At 57.4% G+C, this 21307-nt stretch carries 18 protein-coding genes; 5 read left to right on the top strand and 13 right to left on the bottom strand.

What is annotated here, in order from left to right; translation table 11 throughout:
• On the top strand, positions 1-597 hold a 597-nt coding region (locus RTP97_RS09440), incomplete at its 5' end, for an MFS transporter (protein WP_312412933.1).
• Positions 598-609: 12 nt separating this feature from the next.
• Complete coding sequence (gene yicI / locus RTP97_RS09445) at positions 610-2928, top strand: alpha-xylosidase (RefSeq protein WP_312412936.1); 2319 nt, start codon at positions 610-612, stop codon at positions 2926-2928.
• Positions 2929-2939: 11 nt separating this feature from the next.
• Here yicI and RTP97_RS09450 read toward each other — a convergent pair whose 3' ends face one another.
• The 7 genes from RTP97_RS09450 to gmk all read right to left on the bottom strand — a co-directional run bounded on the left by RTP97_RS09450 (position 2940) and on the right by gmk (position 12095).
• Positions 2940-4619, bottom strand: a complete 1680-nt coding sequence (locus RTP97_RS09450; protein ID WP_312412938.1) for an AsmA family protein — start codon at positions 4617-4619, stop codon at positions 2940-2942.
• A 120-nt stretch (positions 4620-4739) separates the two neighbouring features.
• Positions 4740-6131: a xanthine/proton symporter XanP gene (gene xanP, locus RTP97_RS09455; protein WP_312412940.1), complete on the bottom strand. Its 1392-nt coding sequence runs from the start codon at positions 6129-6131 to the stop codon at positions 4740-4742.
• A 103-nt stretch (positions 6132-6234) separates the two neighbouring features.
• On the bottom strand, positions 6235-8316 hold the full coding sequence (recG, locus tag RTP97_RS09460) for an ATP-dependent DNA helicase RecG (RefSeq protein ID WP_312412942.1): 2082 nt from the start codon (positions 8314-8316) through the stop codon (positions 6235-6237).
• Positions 8317-8320: 4 nt separating this feature from the next.
• Positions 8321-9010, bottom strand: coding sequence for a tRNA (guanosine(18)-2'-O)-methyltransferase TrmH (gene trmH, locus RTP97_RS09465; protein WP_312412944.1), 690 nt, complete (start codon positions 9008-9010; stop codon positions 8321-8323).
• A 4-nt stretch (positions 9011-9014) separates the two neighbouring features.
• Positions 9015-11123, bottom strand: a complete 2109-nt coding sequence (gene spoT, locus RTP97_RS09470) for a bifunctional GTP diphosphokinase/guanosine-3',5'-bis pyrophosphate 3'-pyrophosphohydrolase (RefSeq protein ID WP_312412946.1) — start codon at positions 11121-11123, stop codon at positions 9015-9017.
• Between the two features lie 18 nt (positions 11124-11141).
• Positions 11142-11417, bottom strand: coding sequence for a DNA-directed RNA polymerase subunit omega (gene rpoZ / locus RTP97_RS09475; protein ID WP_031523238.1), 276 nt, complete (start codon positions 11415-11417; stop codon positions 11142-11144).
• 54 nt (positions 11418-11471) lie between these two features.
• Positions 11472-12095, bottom strand: a complete 624-nt coding sequence (gmk, locus tag RTP97_RS09480) for a guanylate kinase (RefSeq protein WP_312412948.1) — start codon at positions 12093-12095, stop codon at positions 11472-11474.
• 256 nt (positions 12096-12351) lie between these two features.
• Between gmk and ligB the strand changes: the two genes are divergently transcribed.
• Complete coding sequence (ligB, locus tag RTP97_RS09485; protein ID WP_312412951.1) at positions 12352-14031, top strand: NAD-dependent DNA ligase LigB; 1680 nt, start codon at positions 12352-12354, stop codon at positions 14029-14031.
• 9 nt (positions 14032-14040) lie between these two features.
• Here the strand turns inward: ligB and RTP97_RS09490 are convergent, their stop codons facing one another.
• Genes RTP97_RS09490 through RTP97_RS09505 form a run of 5 tightly spaced genes read right to left on the bottom strand, consistent with a single transcriptional unit; the run spans position 14041 to position 18323 of the window.
• On the bottom strand, positions 14041-14766 hold the full coding sequence (locus RTP97_RS09490; protein WP_312412954.1) for a 4'-phosphopantetheinyl transferase superfamily protein: 726 nt from the start codon (positions 14764-14766) through the stop codon (positions 14041-14043).
• A gap of 7 nt (positions 14767-14773) precedes the next feature.
• Positions 14774-15064, bottom strand: coding sequence for a YkgJ family cysteine cluster protein (locus RTP97_RS21420; protein WP_409455932.1), 291 nt, complete (start codon positions 15062-15064; stop codon positions 14774-14776).
• 51 nt (positions 15065-15115) lie between these two features.
• Complete coding sequence (locus RTP97_RS09495; RefSeq protein WP_312412957.1) at positions 15116-16144, bottom strand: hypothetical protein; 1029 nt, start codon at positions 16142-16144, stop codon at positions 15116-15118.
• A 12-nt stretch (positions 16145-16156) separates the two neighbouring features.
• Positions 16157-16735, bottom strand: coding sequence for a hypothetical protein (locus RTP97_RS09500; protein ID WP_312412963.1), 579 nt, complete (start codon positions 16733-16735; stop codon positions 16157-16159).
• 16 nt (positions 16736-16751) lie between these two features.
• Entirely contained in the window at positions 16752-18323 is a 1572-nt protein-coding gene (locus RTP97_RS09505) for a hypothetical protein (protein WP_312412964.1), read from the bottom strand.
• 175 nt (positions 18324-18498) lie between these two features.
• Here RTP97_RS09505 and RTP97_RS09510 point away from each other — a divergent pair, with 175 nt between their 5' ends.
• Positions 18499-19428: a WYL domain-containing protein gene (locus tag RTP97_RS09510; protein WP_312412966.1), complete on the top strand. Its 930-nt coding sequence runs from the start codon at positions 18499-18501 to the stop codon at positions 19426-19428.
• Between the two features lie 68 nt (positions 19429-19496).
• On the opposite strand, the gene RTP97_RS09515 is transcribed toward RTP97_RS09510, so the two are convergent.
• Positions 19497-20360 (bottom strand): YicC/YloC family endoribonuclease, encoded by an 864-nt coding sequence (locus RTP97_RS09515; RefSeq protein ID WP_312412969.1) that lies wholly within the window; start codon positions 20358-20360, stop codon positions 19497-19499.
• A 124-nt stretch (positions 20361-20484) separates the two neighbouring features.
• On the opposite strand from RTP97_RS09515, the gene rph reads away from it, so the two are divergent.
• The gene (gene rph / locus RTP97_RS09520; protein ID WP_312412971.1) at positions 20485-21201 is read left to right on the top strand and encodes a ribonuclease PH; all 717 of its coding nucleotides are present in this window, start codon (positions 20485-20487) and stop codon (positions 21199-21201) included.
• Positions 21202-21307: the final 106 nt, after the last annotated feature.

Genomic DNA, 21307 nt, shown 5'->3' on the forward strand with positions numbered 1-21307 from the left:
GCCTTCCTTACCACCTACTGCGTCGGCAACCTGATCGGCAGTGCGCTGGCGAAGCCGCTCACCGACTGGAAGTGCAAGGTCAGCGTCTTCTGGTGGACTAACGCGGCGCTGGCGGTGCTGAGCGTGGCGATGTTTTTCGTGCCGATGAGCGCCAGTATCACCATGTTTGGTTTTATCTTCGTGATTGGCGTCCTGCACCAGCTGGTGACGCCGATCCAGTGGGTCATGATGTCCGACACCGTCGACTACGGCGAGTGGTGTAACGGAAAACGCCTGACCGGGATCAGCTTCGCCGGCACGCTGTTTGTGCTGAAGCTGGGCCTGGCTCTCGGCGGGGCGGTGATCGGCTGGGCGCTGGCGGGCGGCGGCTACGATGCGGCAGCGAAAGCGCAGAACGGCACCACCATCACCATCATTATTGCCCTCTTTACTCTCGTCCCGGCGGTCTGCTACCTGCTGAGCGCCATCGTTGCCAAACGCTTCTACACCCTGAAAACCCCATTCCTGACCGCCATGATGCAGCAGCTCGCCGTAGGCGCACGCCGCAACCAGCAGGATTTTGACCAGGAATCGATCGGCAAAGAATTAACGCATTAAAAGGAACAGAACATGAAAATCAGTGATGGAAACTGGCTTATTCAACCCGGCCTTAACGTGATCTCTCCGGTGCAGGTCTTTGACGTGGAGCAGCAGGGGAGCGAGCTGCTGATCCATGCCGCGCCGCGCGACGTGCGCGAGCGGACGTGGCAGCTGGATACGCCTCTATTTACCCTGCGTCTCTTCTCGCCGCAGGAAGGCGTGATTGGCGTGCGGATGGAACACTTCCGGGGCGCGCTGGATAACGGCCCGCACTACCCGCTGAACGTGCAAAAAGGCGTTGAGGTCGAGCTGCATAACAGCGAGGCGTTCGCATCCCTGACCTCCGGCAACCTCACCGCGCGGGTGACCAAAGGCGAGATCTGGTCGCTGGATTTTCTGCGTAACGGCGTGCGGATCACCGGCAGCCAGCTGAAGAACAGCGGCTACGTGCAGGATGCGCATCATGGGAAAAACTACCTGTTCGAGCGGCTGGATCTCGGCGTCGGAGAGGCTGTCTATGGCCTGGGCGAGCGCTTTACCGCCCTGGTGCGCAACGGCCAGACGGTGGAGACCTGGAACCGCGACGGCGGCACCAGCACCGAGCAGGCGTACAAGAATATCCCCTTCTACCTCACCAATCGCGGCTACGGCGTGCTGGTGAATCATCCCGAGTGCGTCTCCTTTGAGGTGGGATCGGAGAAGGTGTCGAAGGTGCAGTTCAGCGTTGAGGGCGAGCATCTCGAATATTTTGTGATCGACGGCCCGACACCGAAGGATGTCCTGAACCGCTACACGCAGCTCACCGGACGTCCGGCGCTGCCGCCTGCGTGGTCGTTTGGCCTCTGGCTGACCACCTCGTTTACCACCAACTACGACGAGGCCACGGTAAACAGCTTTATCGACGGCATGGCGGAGCGCAACCTGCCTCTGCACGTCTTCCACTTCGACTGCTTCTGGATGAAAGCCTTTCAGTGGTGCGATTTTGAGTGGGACCCGGTGACCTTCCCGGATCCAGAGGGGATGATCCGCCGCCTGAAGGCGAAGGGGCTGAAAATCTGCGTCTGGATCAACCCCTACATCGGCCAGAAGTCGCCGCGCTTTAAGGAGCTGAAGGAGAAGGGCTACCTGCTCAAGCGCCCGGACGGCTCGCTCTGGCAGTGGGACAAGTGGCAGCCGGGGCTGGCAATCTATGACTTTACCAACCCTGAGGCCTGCCGCTGGTACGCCGACGAGCTGAAAAAGCTGGTGGCGATCGGCGTCGACTGCTTTAAAACCGACTTTGGCGAGCGCATCCCTACCGACGTTCAGTGGTTCGACGGCGCCGATCCGCAGAAGATGCACAACCACTACGCCTATATCTACAACGAGCTGGTGTGGAACGTGCTGAAAGAGACGGTGGGCGAGAGCGAGGCGGTGCTGTTTGCCCGCTCGGCCTCAGTGGGGGCGCAGCAGTTCCCGGTGCACTGGGGCGGTGATTGCTACGCCAACTATGAGTCGATGGCGGAGAGCCTGCGCGGCGGACTGTCGATTGGTCTCTCCGGGTTTGGCTTCTGGAGCCACGACATTGGCGGCTTTGAGAATACCGCCCCAGCGCATGTCTATAAACGCTGGTGCGCGTTCGGGCTCCTTTCCAGCCACAGTCGCCTGCACGGCAGCAAATCCTACCGTGTGCCCTGGGCCTACGACGACGAATCTTGCGACGTGGTGCGCCACTTTACCCAACTGAAGTGCCGGATGATGCCCTATCTCTACCGCCAGGCGGCGCTGGCTCGTGAGCAGGGTACGCCGATGCTGCGGGCGATGATGCTGGAGTTTCCGGACGATCCCGCCTGCGACTACCTTGACCTTCAGTATATGCTCGGCGACGCCGTGCTGGTCGCCCCGGTCTTCTCAGAGGCGGGCGACGTGCAGTTCTACCTGCCGGAAGGACGCTGGACGCATCTGTGGCGCAACGATGAGCTACAGGGCAGCCGCTGGCACAGACAGCAGCACGACTTTATGAGCCTGCCGGTCTATGTGCGCAACAACACGCTGCTGGCGCTGGGGAGTAACGACCAGCGGCCGGACTACGCGTGGCACGAGGGAACCGCCTTCCAGCTCTTTGCCTTTGAGGATGGTCACGAGGCCACCTGCGAGGTACCGGGTGACGACGGCGCAGTAATATTTACCCTGAAGGCGACGCGCGAGGGCAATACGCTGCACGTAGTGGGTTCCGGCGAGGCGCAAAGCTGGACGCTGTGCCTGCGTAACGTAACGCAGGTTGGCGGCGTAAAAGGCGGGACGTTCGCTGGCAGCGAGTGGGGCGTGGTGGTGAGCGCCCAGGGGAGCACACTCACCATCGAGCTGTAGGCTCGGCAAGCTTACTGCACGATTTCGCCGTTGCGCATCGTCTGGGTGAGCTGCTGCTTCATGACGTCGATCGCTTTCAGCTCGCCGTTTACCGTTGGCTTCAGCGGTGCTTCGGCGTTGACCCTGCCGGTGGCGGTGAGCTGGATATTACCGCCGCCGGAGAGGGGCAGTGCGGGCCAGCCCCACTGCTGCAATATGCTGAGCGGAATGCCGCGTCCGTTGAGGTTAACGTTCACCTGCCGCTCCGCTCCCTGCGAAACGGTAGCGGTTCCCTCCAGCAGGCCCTGGCCGGTAAAGGCACTCAGTTCGCTGATGTTGACCGTGCTGCGGTCGGCAGCCAGCGCTAGCGAAGGTCGGCGGACGTCAACGCGGTTAAAGGTTGCGGCAGCGGCGTTGAGCTTGGCGCTGCCGCCCCACACGCCCCACTGGCGATCCCTTGCCAGCTGTAAGTTTGCACCGTAGCCATCCAGAGCGGTGATCTGCCACGGAAACGCAGGATCGATATCGATCACCAGGTTACGGCTGGCACTAAACCTTTTTAGCGTTACGCTGTTCAGCCAGCCGGGAAGCCGATCCATCCACAGCTGTTTCCAGTTAGCTGGCAGAGTATATTCCAGGCCGGCTATCGCCGCGTCGTCCAGCACCAGCGCTTTGCCATTTCGCAGCCAGTTGCCCGAGGTGCGCACCATGCCGCCTTCCCAGCGGGAGGTGAACTGGCGCAGCGCAATACCCTGCGGGGAGAATTCGGCGTTAAAAATCGGATCGAAGAGGTGCAGCGATCCAAAGATAAACTCGCTGGCGTTCATTGCCAGTCGGCCATCCTCGCTCTGCCAGTCGCCCTTCGTCAGGGTCAGAGCGCGAGCGCTGAGGTCGAGATCGGTCACCGCCCAGTCTGGCCCCTGCAGGCGAGCATCGGTCACCTCAAGACGGCCAATCTGTAGCGAGGGCAGGGTGGTTAGCGGGGCGAAGAAATCGGTCAGGGATTTATCACTCTGTAGGCGGATATCGTTCAGGCGCAGGCTATCGACAATCCAGCCTCCGTCGGCGGTGCGACGGGCCGTGCCGGTGAGCGAGCCGCGCGCCATATCTGCGCCAATCGTGCTCAGGGTCACGTCACTGTTATCGATGCTGCCCTGAATCAGCACGTTGCTGACGGGGACGCCGTTGAGCGTCATCGAGCCGGCGCTGAACTGGATCTGCGCTTTGCTGCCCATCACGTTGCCCGCTACCGGCTCCCAGGGCGTGATACCCCCGGTTACCCGTTGAGCGCTGAGATCCCAGCCGGTGGCAGGGCTATTAAAGGCCATATCGCTCAGCAGCAGGCGGTCGGCCTTGAGCGGCAGCGGCGCGGTGGCAGGTGAGAGGTTGAGCGTTCCCTCCTGAAGCAGAATGGTGTCCGCGTGCAGGGGATCGGTGAGCTGACGGCTGCTAAAGCCGATATCCACGCTCTTTGCCTCCAGCGTCGCGGGCTGGCCTTTGCGGCCAAAGTTGACGTTTTTGAGCAGCAGATGGGAAGGTGAAGAGAAGCGGTGATCGGCGGCGTCAAAGGCGAGGTGATAGTCGGTATTGCTGCTGACCCACTTGCCGACCTGCGTTGCCCCCCAGCGCGTCTGAACCAGAAAATAGCAGGCCAGGATCACCAGCAGCAGGGCGATCGCGATGTAGAGCAGCATTTTTCCAATCAGTTTCATGGTCTTCCTTCCCGGTGAGCATACAAGGAATTTATGCACGATTTATGCGCAATGCTCAAGGAGGGAATGGTGAGACAGTGTTACGGCGGCAGCGGGTGAATACCGCTGCCGCGAGGGGGGCTAGTTCTTCTCTGGCGGGAAGACGAGGTTCAGCACGATAGCGGTAATACCGCCCGCGGCGATGCCGGAGGAGAGCAGGTTTTTCAGCCAGTCAGGCGCAAACTGCAGGATCAGCGGCTGCTGGGATACGCCGAGGCCAACCGCCAGCGAGAGGGCGATAATCATGATTGCGCGGCGGTTCAGCGGCTCGCGGGAGACGATACGCACCCCGGAGGCGGCGATAGTGCCGAACATCACCAGCGTTGCACCACCGAGCACCGGCTCAGGAATGTGCTGGACGAAGCCGCTCACTGCCGGGAAGAGGCCGAGCACAATCAGCATCAGCGCCACGATAAAGCCTACATAGCGGCTGGCAACGCCGGTCAGCTGGATCACGCCGTTGTTCTGGCCGAAGCAGGAGTTCGGGAAGGTATTGAACACCGCCGAAACAAAGGAGTTCAGGCCATTAGCCAGCACGCCACCCTTCAGACGCTTCATATAGAGCGGACCGGAGACCGGCTGCTCAGAGACGTCGGAGGTGGCGGTGATGTCGCCGATGGTTTCGAGGGAGGTGATCATGAATACCAGCATCAGCGGCAGGAGCAGGCTCCAGTCGATGCCCAGACCGTAGTAGAGCGGGGTCGGGATCATGATCAGGTCGCTGCTGGTCGGGGCGCTGTTCTGCGGCAGCATGCCCATCCACCAGGCCAGCAGGTAGCCTACCGCCATGGCGATCACCAGTGAGGCCACACGCAGGTAAGGGTTACGCTGGCGGTTCAGCAGGATGATGACGGCCAGCACCACGCCTGCCAACAGCAGGTTTTTCGGTGCGCCGAAGGTGTGATCCGCCATGGCGCCGTAGCCGCCGCCGATGGAGGTCAGGCCGACCTGAATCAGCGACAGGCCGATAATCATCACCACCACGCCGGAGACCAGCGGCGTGATCACCCGGCGAGCCAGGTGCAGCACGCGGGAGATGACCATCTCGGTGCAGCTCGCCAGCATCAGGGTGCCGAACAGCGCCGCCATCATTGTCGGGACGTCCGCGCCGCCGGTTTTCAGCGCCGTGCCGCCCATGATCAGCGGGGCGACGAAGTTAAAGCTGGTGCCCTGAATGGAGAGCAGGCCTGAGCCCACCGGACCCCAGGCTTTAATCTGGATAATCGAGGCCACGCCCGAGGCGAACAGCGACATGCTGATGATGTGCTGCGTATCCTGCGCGGGCAGGCCCAGCGCCTGGCAGATCAGCAGTGCCGGAGTGATGACCGCAACAAACATCGCCAGCAGGTGCTGGCAGGCGGCAAAAAGGGTTTGCGCCAGCGGCGGACGGTCTTCCAGGCGGTAGATCAGTTCGCTGTTGTGTGGCTGCGCAACCGGTTGCGCATTTTTAGACTCGAGGGTGTTAACGGACATCTCAGGCAATTCCACGGTGGAAAAGCGGGCATTTTAGCTGAGCAACTCATAAAAGCAAACGATTGCATTTATAAATTTTACAAGGTGTTTCCAGGAGGGGTTATCAGGCGTTGGAATAACGCTCGGTTTCCGGCATCCAGCGTTCGATTAATGCAGCGGCCTGCTCCGGGTAGCGTTCATGAATATGGCGGGCGAGGCGCTGTACTTCAGGGATCATCGCCCGGTCGCGTAGCAGGTCGGCGACCTTAAATTCAGCGTTACCTGTCTGGCGGGTACCGAGCAGCTCGCCGGGACCGCGAATCTCCAGATCCTTTTGCGCAATTACGAAGCCGTCATTACTGTCGCGCAGCACCTGCAAACGCTTTTGCGCCGTTTTAGAGAGCGGGGATTTGTAGAGCAGCACGCAGTGAGAGGCAACCGCGCCCCGGCCAACGCGGCCTCGCAGCTGGTGGAGTTGCGCAAGACCAAGACGCTCAGGGTTCTCAATGATCATCAGGCTGGCGTTGGGTACGTCTACGCCCACTTCAATGACCGTGGTCGCCACCAGCAGATGCAGCTCACCCTGCTTGAATGCCTGCATGACCGCCTGCTTCTCGGCAGGCTTCATGCGGCCGTGAACCAGGCCAACGTTCAGCTCTGGCAAGGCCAGCTTCAGCTCCTCCCACGTCGCTTCGGCGGCCTGGGCCTCCAGCAGGTCGGACTCCTCGATCAGGGTGCAGACCCAGTAGGCCTGACGGCCTTCATTGGTGCAGGCATGACGCACGCGATCGATAATTTCGCTGCGGCGCGTATCGGCAATCGCCACGGTGGTGACCGGGGTACGTCCCGGCGGCAGCTCGTCGATCACTGAGGTATCGAGATCGGCGTAGGCGGTCATCGCCAGGGTACGGGGAATAGGGGTAGCGGTCATGATCAGCTGATGCGGATGGAAGCCCTGCTGCTGGCCCTTCTCCCGCAGCGCCAGCCGCTGGTGGACGCCAAAGCGGTGCTGCTCATCGATAATCACCAGCGCCAGGCCGTTAAACTGCACCTGCTCCTGGAAAATAGCGTGCGTGCCGACCACCATCTGCACCTGGCCGCTGGCAATCGCTTCCTGTTGCGCAAGGCGGGCCTTGCCCTTCTGCTTGCCCGCCAGCCAGCCCACTTCGATTCCCAGCGGTTCAAACCAGCTGCGGAAGTTATTGGCGTGCTGCTCGGCCAGCAGCTCGGTGGGCGCCATCAGCCCCACCTGCTTGCCGTTGGCAATGGCGCGCAGGGCAGCGAGAGCGGCCACCAGCGTTTTACCCGAGCCAACGTCGCCCTGCACCAGGCGCATCATGGGGATATCCAGCGCCATATCGTGTTCGATCTCTGCCGTGACCCGCGCCTGTGCAGCGGTTGGCTTAAACGGCAGGGCCGCCAGCAGCTGATTTTTTAACGTATCGTTGGCCTTCAGCGACTGGGCGTGGAAACGCTGCGCCCCGGCGCGTAACGCCAGCATACTGAGGTTGTGCGCCAGCAGCTCTTCAAGGATCAGGCGGCGCTGGGCGGGGTGCTGGCCATGCTCTAAATCAGTCAGCTGTAACGTCGGCGGCGGGCGATGCAGAGTGCGCAGCGCCTCCGGCAGGCTCATCATCCCCTGTGCCAGCTCAGGCGGCAGCAGCTCTGAAATGGCGCAGGTGTCAAGCAGATCCAGCGCCTGATCGGTCAGCTTGCGCAGCGTTCCCTGCTTGATGCCTTCGGTAGTGGGGTAGACCGGCGTCAGGGTCTCCTGCAGCTCCGGGGTACTGAGATCGCCCTGAATACGGTACTCGGGGTGGATCATCTCCGCGCCGTACTTGCCGCGCTTCGCCTCGCCGTAGGCCAGCACGCGGCGGCCTGGCGAGAGGCTGTTTTTCATCGCCGCGTTGAAGTTGAAAAAGCGCATCGTCAGGATGCCGCTGCCGTCGCTGATCTGGCAGGTCATCATCTTACGACCGCCAAATGTGACGTTGCTGTTGAGCACTTCGCCCTCAACCGTAGCATAGACGCCCGGCAGCAGGTCGGCGATAGGGTAGAGATGGGTGCGGTCTTCATAGCGCAGCGGCAGATGCAGGAGCAGATCCTGGACGTTCACCAGGCCGATTTTGGCCAGCTTGTTGCTTTGCGCCGCGCCAACGCCGGTTAAAGAACTGAGCGGAACAGCATCTAATAACCGACCCTGCATACGCTTACCTTGCCGCCTGCATGGTGGCCCACCACGCGGCATCGGCGTCTATTTCGCCATGCGCGTTAAGGTCGGGATAGGGTAGCCCCTTCTGCTTCGCCACGCGGGCGAGCACCGGGTAGCTGCCTTCAAACAGCAGTCGATGCTGGTCGTCATAATCTATGAGGCTGGTCTCGCGAGTGTACATGCCCGCGTTCTGCCGCTGGCGCTGCGCCTCATAGAGGATCAGCGCAGAGGCGACCGAGACGTTAAGCGACTGCACCATGCCGATCATCGGAATAATGATATCCTGGTCCGCCAGATCCAGCGCCTCTTGGGTGATGCCGGTCTTCTCCTGGCCCATCAGAATACAAGTCGGGCGGGTGTAGTCGATATCACGAAAATCTACAGCTTTCTCAGAGAGATGGGTAGCCAGCACCTGCATCCCCTGGCCTTTCAAATGCCCAACGGCATCGGCAATGGTACGGTGCGTTTTGACCTGTACCCAGCTGTTGCTCCCCGCAGCGGAGGAAGCCATGATGCGCATCCGGTTTTCCGGCCAGACGGCGTGAACTTCATGCACGCCGACGGCATCGGCGGTGCGAATGATTGCCGAAACGTTATGGGGCTTGTGAACCTGCTCCATGCAGACGGTCAGATCAGGCTGGCGCCTGGCGAGCATCTCACGTATACGCGTATAACGTTTCAGAGTCATAGGGCTAGTTTCGGTTACGGGTGACCTTGATCACGTCCGGCAGTACGCGAATTTTGCGCATGATATTCGCCAGATGCACGCGGTCGCGGCAGGTCAGGCGGATAAAGGCGCTATAGACGCGACCATCTTTCTCTTCCGTATTCAGACTCTGAATATTAGAAGAGGCCGTGTTGATTGCCGCCGTCAGGTTCGCCAGCGCGCCCTGATGGTTGAACATATCAACCTTGATCTCGGTGATAAACTCCTGCGCCGTCTCTTTATCCCACTCGACCGCCATAAACTTCTCCGGCTCTTTCTGGTAGCCACGGATGTTACGGCAGGACTCATGGTGAATAACCAGCCCTTTGCCGGGGCTGACGTGCGCAATAATCGGGTCGCCGGGGATCGGACGGCAGCATTTTGCAAAGGTGATCAGCACCCCGTCCGCGCCCTTAATCGGCAGATGGCCGTGGCTCGGCGCGGTAGACACTGCGGAGGCTTCGCCCTGCTGCAGGTTTTTCGCTACCACCACGCTCATGGCGTTGCCAAGGCCAATCTCCGCCAGCAGATCGTCGAGGGAGACCAGCTTCATGCGCACCAGCTCACGCTGGATGTTCTCAGATGGGATCTCAGCCAGCTTACGGCTGCCGCCGAGGGCGTGATTCAGCAGACGACGACCCAGGCTTACCGAGTCGTCGCGCTTGAGGTTTTTCAGCATCTGGCGAATTTTGGCGCGTGCTTTCGAGCTCACAACAAAGTTAAGCCAGGCGGCGTTCGGGCGTGCGCCCGGCGCGGTAATAATCTCTACCGTCTGCCCGCTGGTCAGCGGCTGCGACAGCGGGTAGGGCTGTCGGTCAACGCGTGCGCCAACGCAGGCGTGGCCGATATCGGTGTGCACCGCATAGGCAAAGTCGACCGGGGTCGCACCGGCAGGCAGCTCAACGATGCGCCCTTCCGGTGTGAAAACGTAAATCTCATCCGGGAAGAGATCGGATTTAACGCTCTCGATAAATTCAAAGGAGCTGCCCGCGCTCTGTTGAAGCTCAAGCAGGCTCTGCATCCAGCGCTGGGCGCGGATCTGTGCGGTGGTGCTGCTTTCACCGTGCTCTTTATACGCCCAGTGTGCCGCCACCCCCATCTCTGCCATCTGGTCCATATCTTCAGTACGGATCTGCACCTCAACCGGCACGCCGTGCGGGCCAATCATAGAAGTATGCAGCGACTGATAGCCGTTCGCTTTTGGAATGGCGATATAGTCCTTCATGCGTCCTGGACGCGGCTTATAGAGGCTGTGCATCTGACCCAGCACGCGATAGCAGGTGTCGAGATCGTGGACAATCACCCGGAAAGCATAGATATCCATGATCGAGTGAAAACGCTGCTCTTTCAGCACCATTTTGCAGTAGATGGAGTAAAGATGCTTCTCACGACCGCTGACACGGCAGGCAATTCCCGCCTCCTGCAAACGCCCTTCGATCTCCGAGAGGATTTTTTGAATCATCTCTTTACGGTTGCCGCGCGCGGCCTTCACGACCTCTTTGATCACGCGGTAGCGATTCGGGTGCAGCGCCTCAAAGCCCAGCTCTTCCAGCTCGGTTTTGATGTGGTGAATACCTAAGCGGTGCGCCAAGGGACTGTAGATTTCGAGGGTTTCACGGGCGATGCGGCGACGTTTATCCGGGCGTAGCGAGCCCAGCGTGCGCATGTTATGTGTGCGGTCAGCAAGCTTGATGAGAATGACGCGGATATCCTGCACCATTGCCATGATCATCTTGCGAAAGTTTTCGGCCTGCGCCTCTTTCTTATCGCGGAAATTCAGCTTATCAAGCTTTGAAACCCCTTCCACCAGCTCGGCCACGGTTTTGCCAAACAGCTGCTCCATGTCCTGGTAGGTGGCGGGGGTATCTTCAATTACGTCATGCAGCAGGGCGGCCATCAGCGTTTCGTGGTCGAGTTTCATCTCGGCCAGAATACAGGCCACCGCTACCGGGTGCGTAATGTAGGGTTCACCGCTTGAACGTGTCTGGCCCTCGTGAGCGTCACGTGCAACGAGATACGCCTGCTGGAGACGTTTGATCTGGTCTTCCGGCAGGTAGGTGCGAATCAGTTGATTCAGGCTTTCAAACAGATACAAGGGTGACCTGCAGCGTTATTAACGACGACCTTCAGCAATAGCGGTGACGGCCTGTAACTCAGCGGCTTCCTGCTCTTGCTGCTCCTGGCGCTCACGTACGTCGAGGATCTGGTTGTTGATCAGACCTTCTTCGATTTCGCGCAGCGCGATAACGGTAGTTTTATCGTTCTCTTCCGCTACCAGCGGATCTTTACCGCCAACCTGCATCTGACGAGCGCGACGCGCGGCCACCAGTACCAGGTCAAAACGGTTACCAATTTTCTCTACAGCGTCCTGAACAGTTACGCGTGCCATACTTAAAGTGCTCCACAGATGAAGAAATGACTGGGCATGATACTGAAACCCGGTTCAATCTGCCAATAGTTTGCTGATTAAAGCGTCATGTCGCTGCATTTGGCGGCCCATGCGCAGACGTTCAGCACGGATGATGGTCTTCATATCGCCGATCGCGGTATCAAAATCATCGTTCACAACCAGATAATCATATTCGGCGTAATGGCTCATTTCTGCAACTGCCTGAGCCATACGCTTGGCAATAACCTCTTCGCTATCCTGACCACGGCCACGCAGGCGGCGATCCAGCTCCAGCTTCGACGGCGGCAATACAAAGATGCTGCGCGCCTGGGGCATTTTTGCGCGGATCTGCTGCGCGCCCTGCCAGTCGATATCGAGGAAGACGTCTACGCCCGTAGAGAGCACCTGCTCGATGGCTGCCCGGGACGTACCGTAGTAGTTACCAAACACTTCCGCATGCTCAAGAAACGCATCGTTGCCAATCATGGTTTTGAACTCGTCATGATCCACAAAGAAGTAGTGTTCACCGTGCACTTCACCGGGACGCGGCGCGCGCGTGGTGTGTGAAACAGAAACCTGAGTGTCGTACAACGGTTGGGTCTTTAACAAAGCCTGAATAAGGCTTGATTTGCCCGCGCCACTAGGAGCGGAAACGATATAGAGCGTGCCTTGAGCCATGAGTATCTTTATATGTAATGAACGAACGGAAATGTCTACATACGTGCCTATTATACACGTCGGCACCCTTTAACGTAGTTTTTGTCACATTTTCGCCCGAGATTATTGCATTTTGCGTGCTCTCTTCCCGATCCAACTCTCGTTTGCAGCAACGCTTTAAAAAGTGCTGAAGCCGCCTCGCAGCCTGCTTTTTTGCCAGTCGTCAGCCGCTTCGCCACGCGGTATACCGTGCTGGTCGAGGCAAGGGAGGCAGAAAATGTGGAAGCGTAGAGGATTAGCGCTCGGCTTAACTATCTGGAGCTGTTACAGCACGGCGGCCTGTCCATCATGGTCACCCTTTCGGGCACAGCTGGAGATCGCCCGGCTCCAGCGGCAGGTCATCCAGTGGAACGCGGCGTACTGGCGAGAGGGGAGCAGCGGAGTAAGCGATGCGGTGTACGATCGCCTCAGCGATCGGCTGGCGCAGTGGCAGCGTTGCTTTATGCCTCAGCCGCAGCCAGACCTTTCGGCCCCGCCCGTGAGCGGTTCTGTGCTGCATCCGGTGATGCATACCGGGGTGCGCAAGTTGGCGGACAAGTATGCCCTTAAACGCTGGATGAGCGATCGCCGCGATATATGGGTGCAGCCTAAGGTCGATGGGGTAGCGGTGACCCTGGTCTACCGTAACGGGCAGCTTGTGCAGGCAATCAGCCGGGGCGATGGCCGCAAAGGTGAGTCGTGGACGGAGAAGGTGCGCCTTATTCCGTCTCTGCCTAAACGACTTGCCGGGCCGCTGGCAAACAGCGTGCTGCAGGGGGAGATCTATCTGGCGCGGGATGGGCATATCCAGCAGCGGACGGGCGGTGTCAACGCACGAGCAAAAGTAGCGGGCGCGCTCATGCAGCGGGAGAACTCTCCTCTGCTGAATGAGCTGGCGCTCTTTGTCTGGGCGTGGCCAGACGGACCTGCCGTGATGGAGAAGCGCCTGACGCTGCTGAGCGAAGCCGGGTTTAGCACCAGCGCGCGTTTCAGCCTGCCGGTGAAAAACGCGGATGAGGTTGAGACTATCCGCACCCGCTGGTTCACCTCGCCGCTGCCCTTTGTCACTGACGGGGTGGTGATCCGTAGGGCGAAAGAGCCTGAGGGCAAGCGCTGGCGGCCCGGCGAAGGCGAGTGGGTTGTGGCCTGGAAATATCCGCCCGTTGAGCAGGTCGCCGAGGTGATGAACATCCGCTTTGCTACCGGGCGCAGCGGTAAGATCGCCGTAGTGGCCGAGCTTGAGCCAGTGCAGCTGGATGACAAGACGGTGCGTCGGGTGAACCTTGGCTCCGTCCGCCGCTGGCATGAGCTGGATATTGCCCCGGGCGATCAGGTTCAGGTGAGCCTGGCGGGCCAGGGGATCCCGCGCATCGACCGGGTGATATGGCGCACTCTGGCGCGGGATAAGCCCGAGCCGCCGCCCGCACATTTTAATGCTCTGACCTGCTTTTATGCCTCGCCTGAATGCCTGCCGCAGTTTTTTGCCCGGCTGGTATGGCTCAGCTCGAAGCGGGTGCTGGATATTCCAGGGTTGGGCGACGCGGGCTGGCGGCTCCTGCATCAGACGCACCGCTTTGAGCACATCTTCTCCTGGCTGGCCCTCACCCGACAGCAGCTAGAGAGCACGCCGGGGCTGAGCGCAGCCAGAGGGCGGCAGATCTGGCACCAGTTTAACCTGGCCCGCGAGCGGCCGTTTATCCGCTGGGTGATGGCGCTGGGCCTGCCGCTCACCCAGACCGCGCTGCGGCTCTCAAGCGACAGCAGCTGGTCAAAGTTTACCGAGCGCAATGAGCTTAGCTGGCAGCAGCTGCCGGGCGTGGGTGCAGAGAAGGCGCGGCAGCTGGTTGCCTTTGTGCACCATCCGCTTGTACACAGCCTCACCGCATGGCTGGCAGCGCAGGGGATAAAGGGGTTTTAAATTGGGAAGCTAGCCGATGCAGGTGATGACCGCGTCGTTGAGAAACGTATAGCTGCCGCTAAAGGCGGTGTCACATTTTAGCTCTGGAGTTAAGGTCTCGGTGAGCGTCAGGGTAAAGCGCTGCTCTGCTTCATCGATGTGGGTGACCTTTGCAGCCTGGAAATCAAAGTAGCGCCTCACTTCAGGCCACTGCGATTTGTACAGGCTCTCCTTAGCTGAAAAGAGCGTTAATAGCGCCTGCGGGTAGGGCATGGCTAAAGCGGAGAGCAGCTGTTGCTCGTCGGGCGAGGCGAACATATCCGCCGTCTCCAGCATGATCTCGGGCTGCCACTGCTCGATATCGATACCGGGCATAAGTCCCGCTGATTCAGGGGCGATAACAACCAGGGCGTATTTATCGCTATGGGAGATACTGCCCCGCCAGCCAGACGGCCACTGGGGAACGCGGTCATGAGTGCCAATCACCGTTGATGCGGCCTGCGCCTGTTTGAGCAACACCTGCCCGCAGTAGCGGCTCGCCAGGTATTCGGCCCTGCGCTTCGCCACCGCATTAGCCAGCGCCGCCGGGAACGGCTGTGCGAATTGCTGAAACAGTTCGTCGCTGTAGTGCGCCCGGTCATACTCCACGAGGCAGTAGGTCAGCGCAGGCAGGTGGCGGATGTAGCCGGACTCCGCACGCCGGATAAAGGGCGAGGCGTCGAAGGTGTGAGTGGGGCAGAGTAGGGTGTTTGTCATGGAGTAGTTAAACGTGCTTTTGCTCTTCCTCAATCAACCGGTGGCACACGGCCAGATTTAAGGCCACGAATTCTTCCCAGGTATACAGACGGGCATAGTTTAACTGAAACTGTAGATCGACCCGACAGATATCCGGACGGCGATCGTAAATATTGCAGCCTTTACTGACAGCATTATAGTGCTGGCAGGTACCGTCACCCCTATCAAGGAAACGGGTCTCTTCTGCCAGATTTACATGCTGGCAACACAGTCCGCACTGAACGCAGGGAAATGGTAGAAGCTTTTTGTCGCAGTACATTATCGTCACCAGCAATCAGGCTCGCCTGTAGCAGCGAGCCTGATGTCATCATCACGCTTCTACCGCGTCCAGCTGAGATTTCTCACCTGCTGATACGGCAGCAATATCGATAACGCGTTTTTCGGTCGAGAGCACCAGATTGCCATCCTGATCGAGGATGGGGGTATCAATCATTGCTTTCAGCAATTGCGCGTACTTAACGGACATAAATACCGCTTCTTTGCTTTCCTGTGGGAAATCACGGAAGTTTTCACCATAGTGTTCCAGCGCGTCCTTCATATTGTGAACCGTGCCGCGCAGGCGACCGCTGGTCAGGGAGAAGACGTTATTTGCAAGAGAGGTCACTTTTTCAATGGCCTGAAGCTTAGCAACCATCAGCGCACCATCCTCGCAGAAGGTTTTAGCCTGCTCCATATTGCTCCGGGCGTTATTCAGCGCCTCTTCACCTTTGTTACCCAGGATATGACCAAAAATAGCCAGCGCCGGACCCGCGACAATGCCACCCAGCACCATCATCCCACCGGCCATACCAAAACCACCGGTTGCCAGGGAGCCACCGCCAAGCCATGCCAGCGTTGCGTTAGTGGCAGCAGCACCGGAGAGAGAGGAGATCGCCGTGCCGGTACTTGCCGTAGCTAACAGCATGGTGCCGTTATAAGCGCCAAATGCTAATGCGGCACCGCTGCCCATTCCTGCCCCCAGACCCAGTCCTGCATCTTTCAGCATCTGGTAATCCTGACGTAGATCTGCCAGCGTCGTCTTAGTGAAATCTCCGGCCTGAAGCTTTTCCAGCTCGGGGCTGGCAGACAGCTCAACGTTTTTAATACGGCCAAAGGTTTCGATAAATTCGCTGATCACGCCGTTAAAAGCACGTAGTTTACGCTGACCATAATCTTCAATAACGTTATTAGTCGCTTCACGATTTTGGTTAATAAGCGTGCTAGTCTCATCTACTCTATTTTTCGCACTTTGGTTAATATTTTTGGCATTGCTGTGATCTTTTGCACCGCTCACGCCTTTTGCGATGCCGTAGAGGCCCGCCGCTGCGGCTACTGCACCGATAATAATTGGAACTGGCATGTTATAACTCCTCTATTCAAGAATAAGGGCAAGCGTTTTATTGATTTCGCTATGCATCGCTTCGGCGCTATTGAGCAGGTCTTTAAAAATAAAATCTGGCAGCTGGTAGTGGAGCTGGATCTCCTTTAGCAGCATCCATTCAATGCTGGAAATTTGGCCTGCCCGCAGTGAAAACAGGAAAAGCTGGAAAATAACGATCTTTGGCTCCGCAAGCGAGTCCGTTTTTTTACCCTCAAGTAAAGATCGCAATACTGCCGTGGCGGCCTGGACACGACTTTCAGGTGCATCTATTTTTGCCAAAGGAAACGTTTTAAGCTTTTCAATTAGCCTCTCTTCGGTCGCCGTGTTCCAGGCGTGCTCGTATATGCCAATCAGCGGATAGTAGCGCGGTGAGGTATAGTGCCCCAGCTCTTCTAGCAGCTTGGTTTCCAGCTCGGTTTTTTGAATAGATAACTTACTGAGGTCGGAGTCCGAGGTCAGTTCATCCTTGCTCTTACCGTCCCATAGCAAAGGGTTATTGGATAGCGCCAGAAGCCTGGCAAGCTCAACAAGAAGGACCTTTTTATCTTCAGATAGCATGTTGATAAACATAGTGATGCCGCTTTCCTTACAGTATTAATGGCTTATCAGAGTCCATAAAATCCTCGAACTCAGACATCGTCTGGAATTGCAGTTTTTTGCCTAACAGGGTGGCAAAATCATTTATCGCAAATACAAGGTCATCAATGTTATCGGAGCCGTTTGACATGACTTTAAAAAGACGTTCCGTATCATGACGTAACTGCGGCATCTCCCGACGGGTAAAGTCATCGAGCAGGGCTTTCTCTTTCGCGATTTGGGCACGCGCTTCTGTCTCAATAGCGTTGATACGGGCCAGACGCTCCCGGGATAACGCCGCGCCGCGTGCAGCCTCAAGCGCGCTTTGATAAAACATGGAGGAGAGCGTATAGCCAATCATGCCGCCAATGGCCGCGCCCACAATCGGAACAGGGATAACAATCTGGCCTAGCGCAGCCATCATGCCGCTGGAGAGCATTCCGGCTCCTTTCTCACCGACTTCCGTCAGCAGCTCGGCCTCATCGATTTCATCATTAACATAGCGTTTGATAGAGATGCCTAACGATAGACAGATGTTCACTGCCAGCGCTGGCGCGGTCGTACCGGAAACGGCCCGTAGCAGCTGGCTTTCAGACTGCTGTAGGCCGGCTTTAATAGCGGAGCCAGCGAACGCAGTACCATAGCCCAGGGCCGCTGCTTTTGCCGTATCGATGGCAACATCCTGCATCGCTTCGCCCAGCTCTTTTTTCTGCTGCGCCACGTTAAATAGGTTTACGAGCAGCGAGATTGTTCCGCCAACCGCTGCGCCTGATTTCGCGCCTTCTAAACCTGCACGATGGCTGGTGCGTGCAATATCCATGGCCGTCGCGATCTTAGGGTGCTCGCGATAGTAAATAGCCTGTTCAGTGGTCAGACCGCTATCACAGACATTGTCAGCGAGCTGGTCGTAGTTTTCTGCTTCACGGCGAAGCTTAGCGGCAACATCGGTTTTACCCTGAGCTTCAACTTTGTTTGCCCGCTCGCGCAGCGTAGCGGCTTTATTACGACAAAACGTCGCAGCTCCCTCATACTGCTCAGAGGGTAATTCCAGTTTAACGCCACGATAACGAGCAAATTTACCATCGTCCTTAGCGATATCGCTGAAAAGCCCATCCCTGTCGCTCACAAATTTCATCTGGCTCTGAGAGCCTTCGATAATAGTGCCATCCAGGATCTGCACGCGGTCGACAACGTTGTGATTTCTGCCATATTCCGGCAAATCATCACTACGTATGGTGCGAGCCGGACTGCGGTTGATAATGGCTTCTGCATTATCCCGGCTGGTGGTGGCGATTTCAGCAGAAAAACCAGCCTGTTGCTTAATATTCTGCGCTGCGTAATCAGGGTTAACCTTGTGCTTCGCAACGTCAGCCAGGCCTTTAGCCATTTTCTGGCCGGTTTCGTTATCGACGCCGCGATAACCTTTCAAATATTCAGCGCCTGCGCTGCCGAAGCGTTTGACCACTTCATCTTCCGCCAGGGCAGTAGCAGTACGAAATCGATCGCGCTCTATTTCATGCCGATCGAATTGTTTTTTGGCCGCCTCAGAAAAGGGTGATGAGCCATTATCTTTTTTGTTCATATAACATCCCGATCAGGTATATTTGCTTATTATTTGGTTAAGGACGAGATATCGTTCTTCTGCTATTTAAGGCGCTTAATTGATAGAGATATACCAACACTGTGTATCTAGAATATGAAGCCTGTATAATCTTTACCATACTGTATAGATAAACATGTCGCATTTTGGAGCAGATATGACTCTAAGCTCACTCTCATGGGAACAAAATCAACGGTTTCGCTTTCTGGAGATCGTGCTGTTTTGGGAGGGATGTCTTAACACTCACTATCTGTGTAACGCTTTTAATATTGGGCGTCAGCAGGCATCCAGAGATATTAATCGTTACATTAGTGAAGTATCCCCTGATGGGCTGTTTTACGATCGACACGCTAAAACCTATAAGCCGACCGCTCATTTTTCGCCGCGCTTCATCAAGGGTACGGTTGATGAATATTTGCATTTGCTTCAGGGTAAAAAACCACAGTATGAGCACCAGGAAAATGCAGAGAATCTTCCACTGATTGACCTGCGTGACGGCCATATAGCAATACTCGATGTTCCACCGCGGCATATTGAACCCTCGGTAGTTCGCGGCCTCGTTCAGGCGGCACGCCATCAGCTCAGGGTCGATGTAGATTATATCTCGTTAAATTCAGGCGAGCAGGTTGGCCGCAATATTGTCCCCCACACGCTTGTGTATGACGGAATACGCTGGCACGTACGGGCATACTGCGAGAAGAAAAAGGATTATCTCGACTTTGTTATGAGTCGCTTTCGCGGCGTACCCGATCTTCTTGACGCATCTGAACACGGCCTTAACGGAGATGTTGAATGGAATACCTGGTTAAGCGCAGTTGTGGTGCCCAACCCCTGCCTTAGCGTAAAGCAGCAGACTATTATTGCTAACGACTATGCGATGGCAAATGGAGAATTAAGACTTTCTCAGCGTATTCCGCTGATGCACTATGCCCTGCAACGATTGCAGGTCAGCTATGATGGAGATTACGAAGAGAACCCGCAGCTGCACCCCCTGGTATTAGCCAATCGCGATGAGTTGATTGCTCGGGGCTGTAGCTTTAAACTTCGAAACGCCGATTTACACGCTTTATCAGTTGAACGGTTGTAGATAGCATTAAAAAAGCCACTATTATTAGTGGCTTTTTTGGTTAAGACATTTCAGGAACGTCTGGAATATCACTCAATATTCTGGATCTGCTCGCGCATCTGCTCAATCAGCACCTTCAGCTCGATAGCAGAAGTGGTGATATCCGCATTAATAGACTTAGACGCCAGGGTATTCGACTCGCGGTTGAACTCCTGCATCATAAAGTCCAGGCGGCGGCCCACGGCCTCTTTCTTCTTCAGAATGTTGTAGGTCTCTTTGACATGCGCGTCGAGGCGGTCCAGCTCTTCGGCTACGTCGATGCGCTGGGCCATCAGCACCAGCTCCTGCTCAAGGCGGTTGTTCTCCAGCTGCACCTGAGCATCTTCCAGCTTGGCAACCAGACGCTCGCGCTGCCACTTCAGCACTTCCGGCATCTGGGCGCGTACTTTCGTCACCTCTTCGCTAACGCCTTCCAGACGCTGCTCGATCAGGCTCTTCAGCGCCTGGCCTTCGGTTTCTCGGGCAACGATAAAGTCGTCCAGCGCGCCGTCCAGCGCGGCGAGGATCTCAGCGGCAATCGCATCCAGATCCTGCTCCTGAGCGGCCATTACGCCTGGCCAGCGCAGAATATCGACCGGGTTGATTTCACCCTCGTCGCTCTGCATTTTGACCCAGTTCGCGGCTGTTACCAGCTGCTTAGCCAGTTTTTCGTTCAGAATCAGCTCGCTTTGCGCGCTGACATCAGGCTCGAAGCGCAGGTTACATTCGATTTTGCCACGCGTCAGTCGGGTACGGATACGCTCGCGTACCACTGGCTCAAGGCTGCGGAACTGCTCCGGCAGGCGGAACCAGGTTTCAAGATAGCGCTGGTTAACCGAGCGCAGTTCCCAGACTGCGCTGCCCCATTCACCCTTGATTTCACGCCGGGCGTAGGCTGTCATACTGCGGATCATAGACATTCCTGTTTTTAAAGAGGAGATGGGGGGATTATAGCTTTCGGGGCCTTCTCAAGATAGGAATAAGCGTATTTAGTCCGTATAATGCGCAGCCACATTCGTAGAAGCCGGAGAAATCATCATGCGTCCAGCAGGCCGTAGCGCTAATCAGGTGCGTCCCGTCACCCTGACCCGAAACTATACAAAACACGCTGAAGGTGCCGTGCTGGTTGAATTCGGTGATACCAAAGTTCTGTGTACCGCCTCTATTGATGAAGGCGTGCCGCGTTTTCTGAAAGGCCAGGGCCAGGGGTGGATCACCGCTGAGTATGGCATGCTGCCGCGCGCTACCCATACCCGTAACCCGCGTGAAGCCGCGAAAGGCAAGCAGGGTGGCCGTACGCTGGAGATCCAGCGCCTGATCGCCCGCTCTCTGCGCGCTGCCGTAGATTTAAAAGCGCTGGGTGAGTTCACCATTACCCTCGACTGCGACGTGATCCAGGCCGACGGCGGTACCCGTACCGCCTCCATTACCGGGGCATGTGTGGCGCTGGCAGATGCGCTGAATAAGCTGGTTGCCGCAGGCAAGCTGAAGACCAACCCGATGAAAGGGATGGTGGCAGCGGTCTCCGTGGGCATCGTCAACGGCGAAGCGGTATGCGATCTGGAGTATGTTGAAGACTCCGCCGCCGAAACCGATATGAACGTGGTAATGACCGAAGATGGTCGGATGATCGAGGTGCAGGGCACCGCCGAGGGTGAGCCGTTCACCCATGAGGAGCTGCTCTCGCTGCTGGCGTTAGCCAGAGGGGGCATTGAATCTATCGTAGCGACGCAAAAAGCGGCGTTAGAGAATTGATTTTAAGGGCGACAATGTCGCCCTTCTTTTTGTCTGTAATAAAGTGAGATGAGGAGCGAATCCATGAAACCGTATCAGCGCCAGTTTATTGAGTTTGCGCTTAACA

The sequence above is a fragment of the Pseudescherichia sp. genome (genome assembly GCF_031998825.1).
GTDB lineage: Bacteria > Pseudomonadota > Gammaproteobacteria > Enterobacterales > Enterobacteriaceae > Pseudescherichia.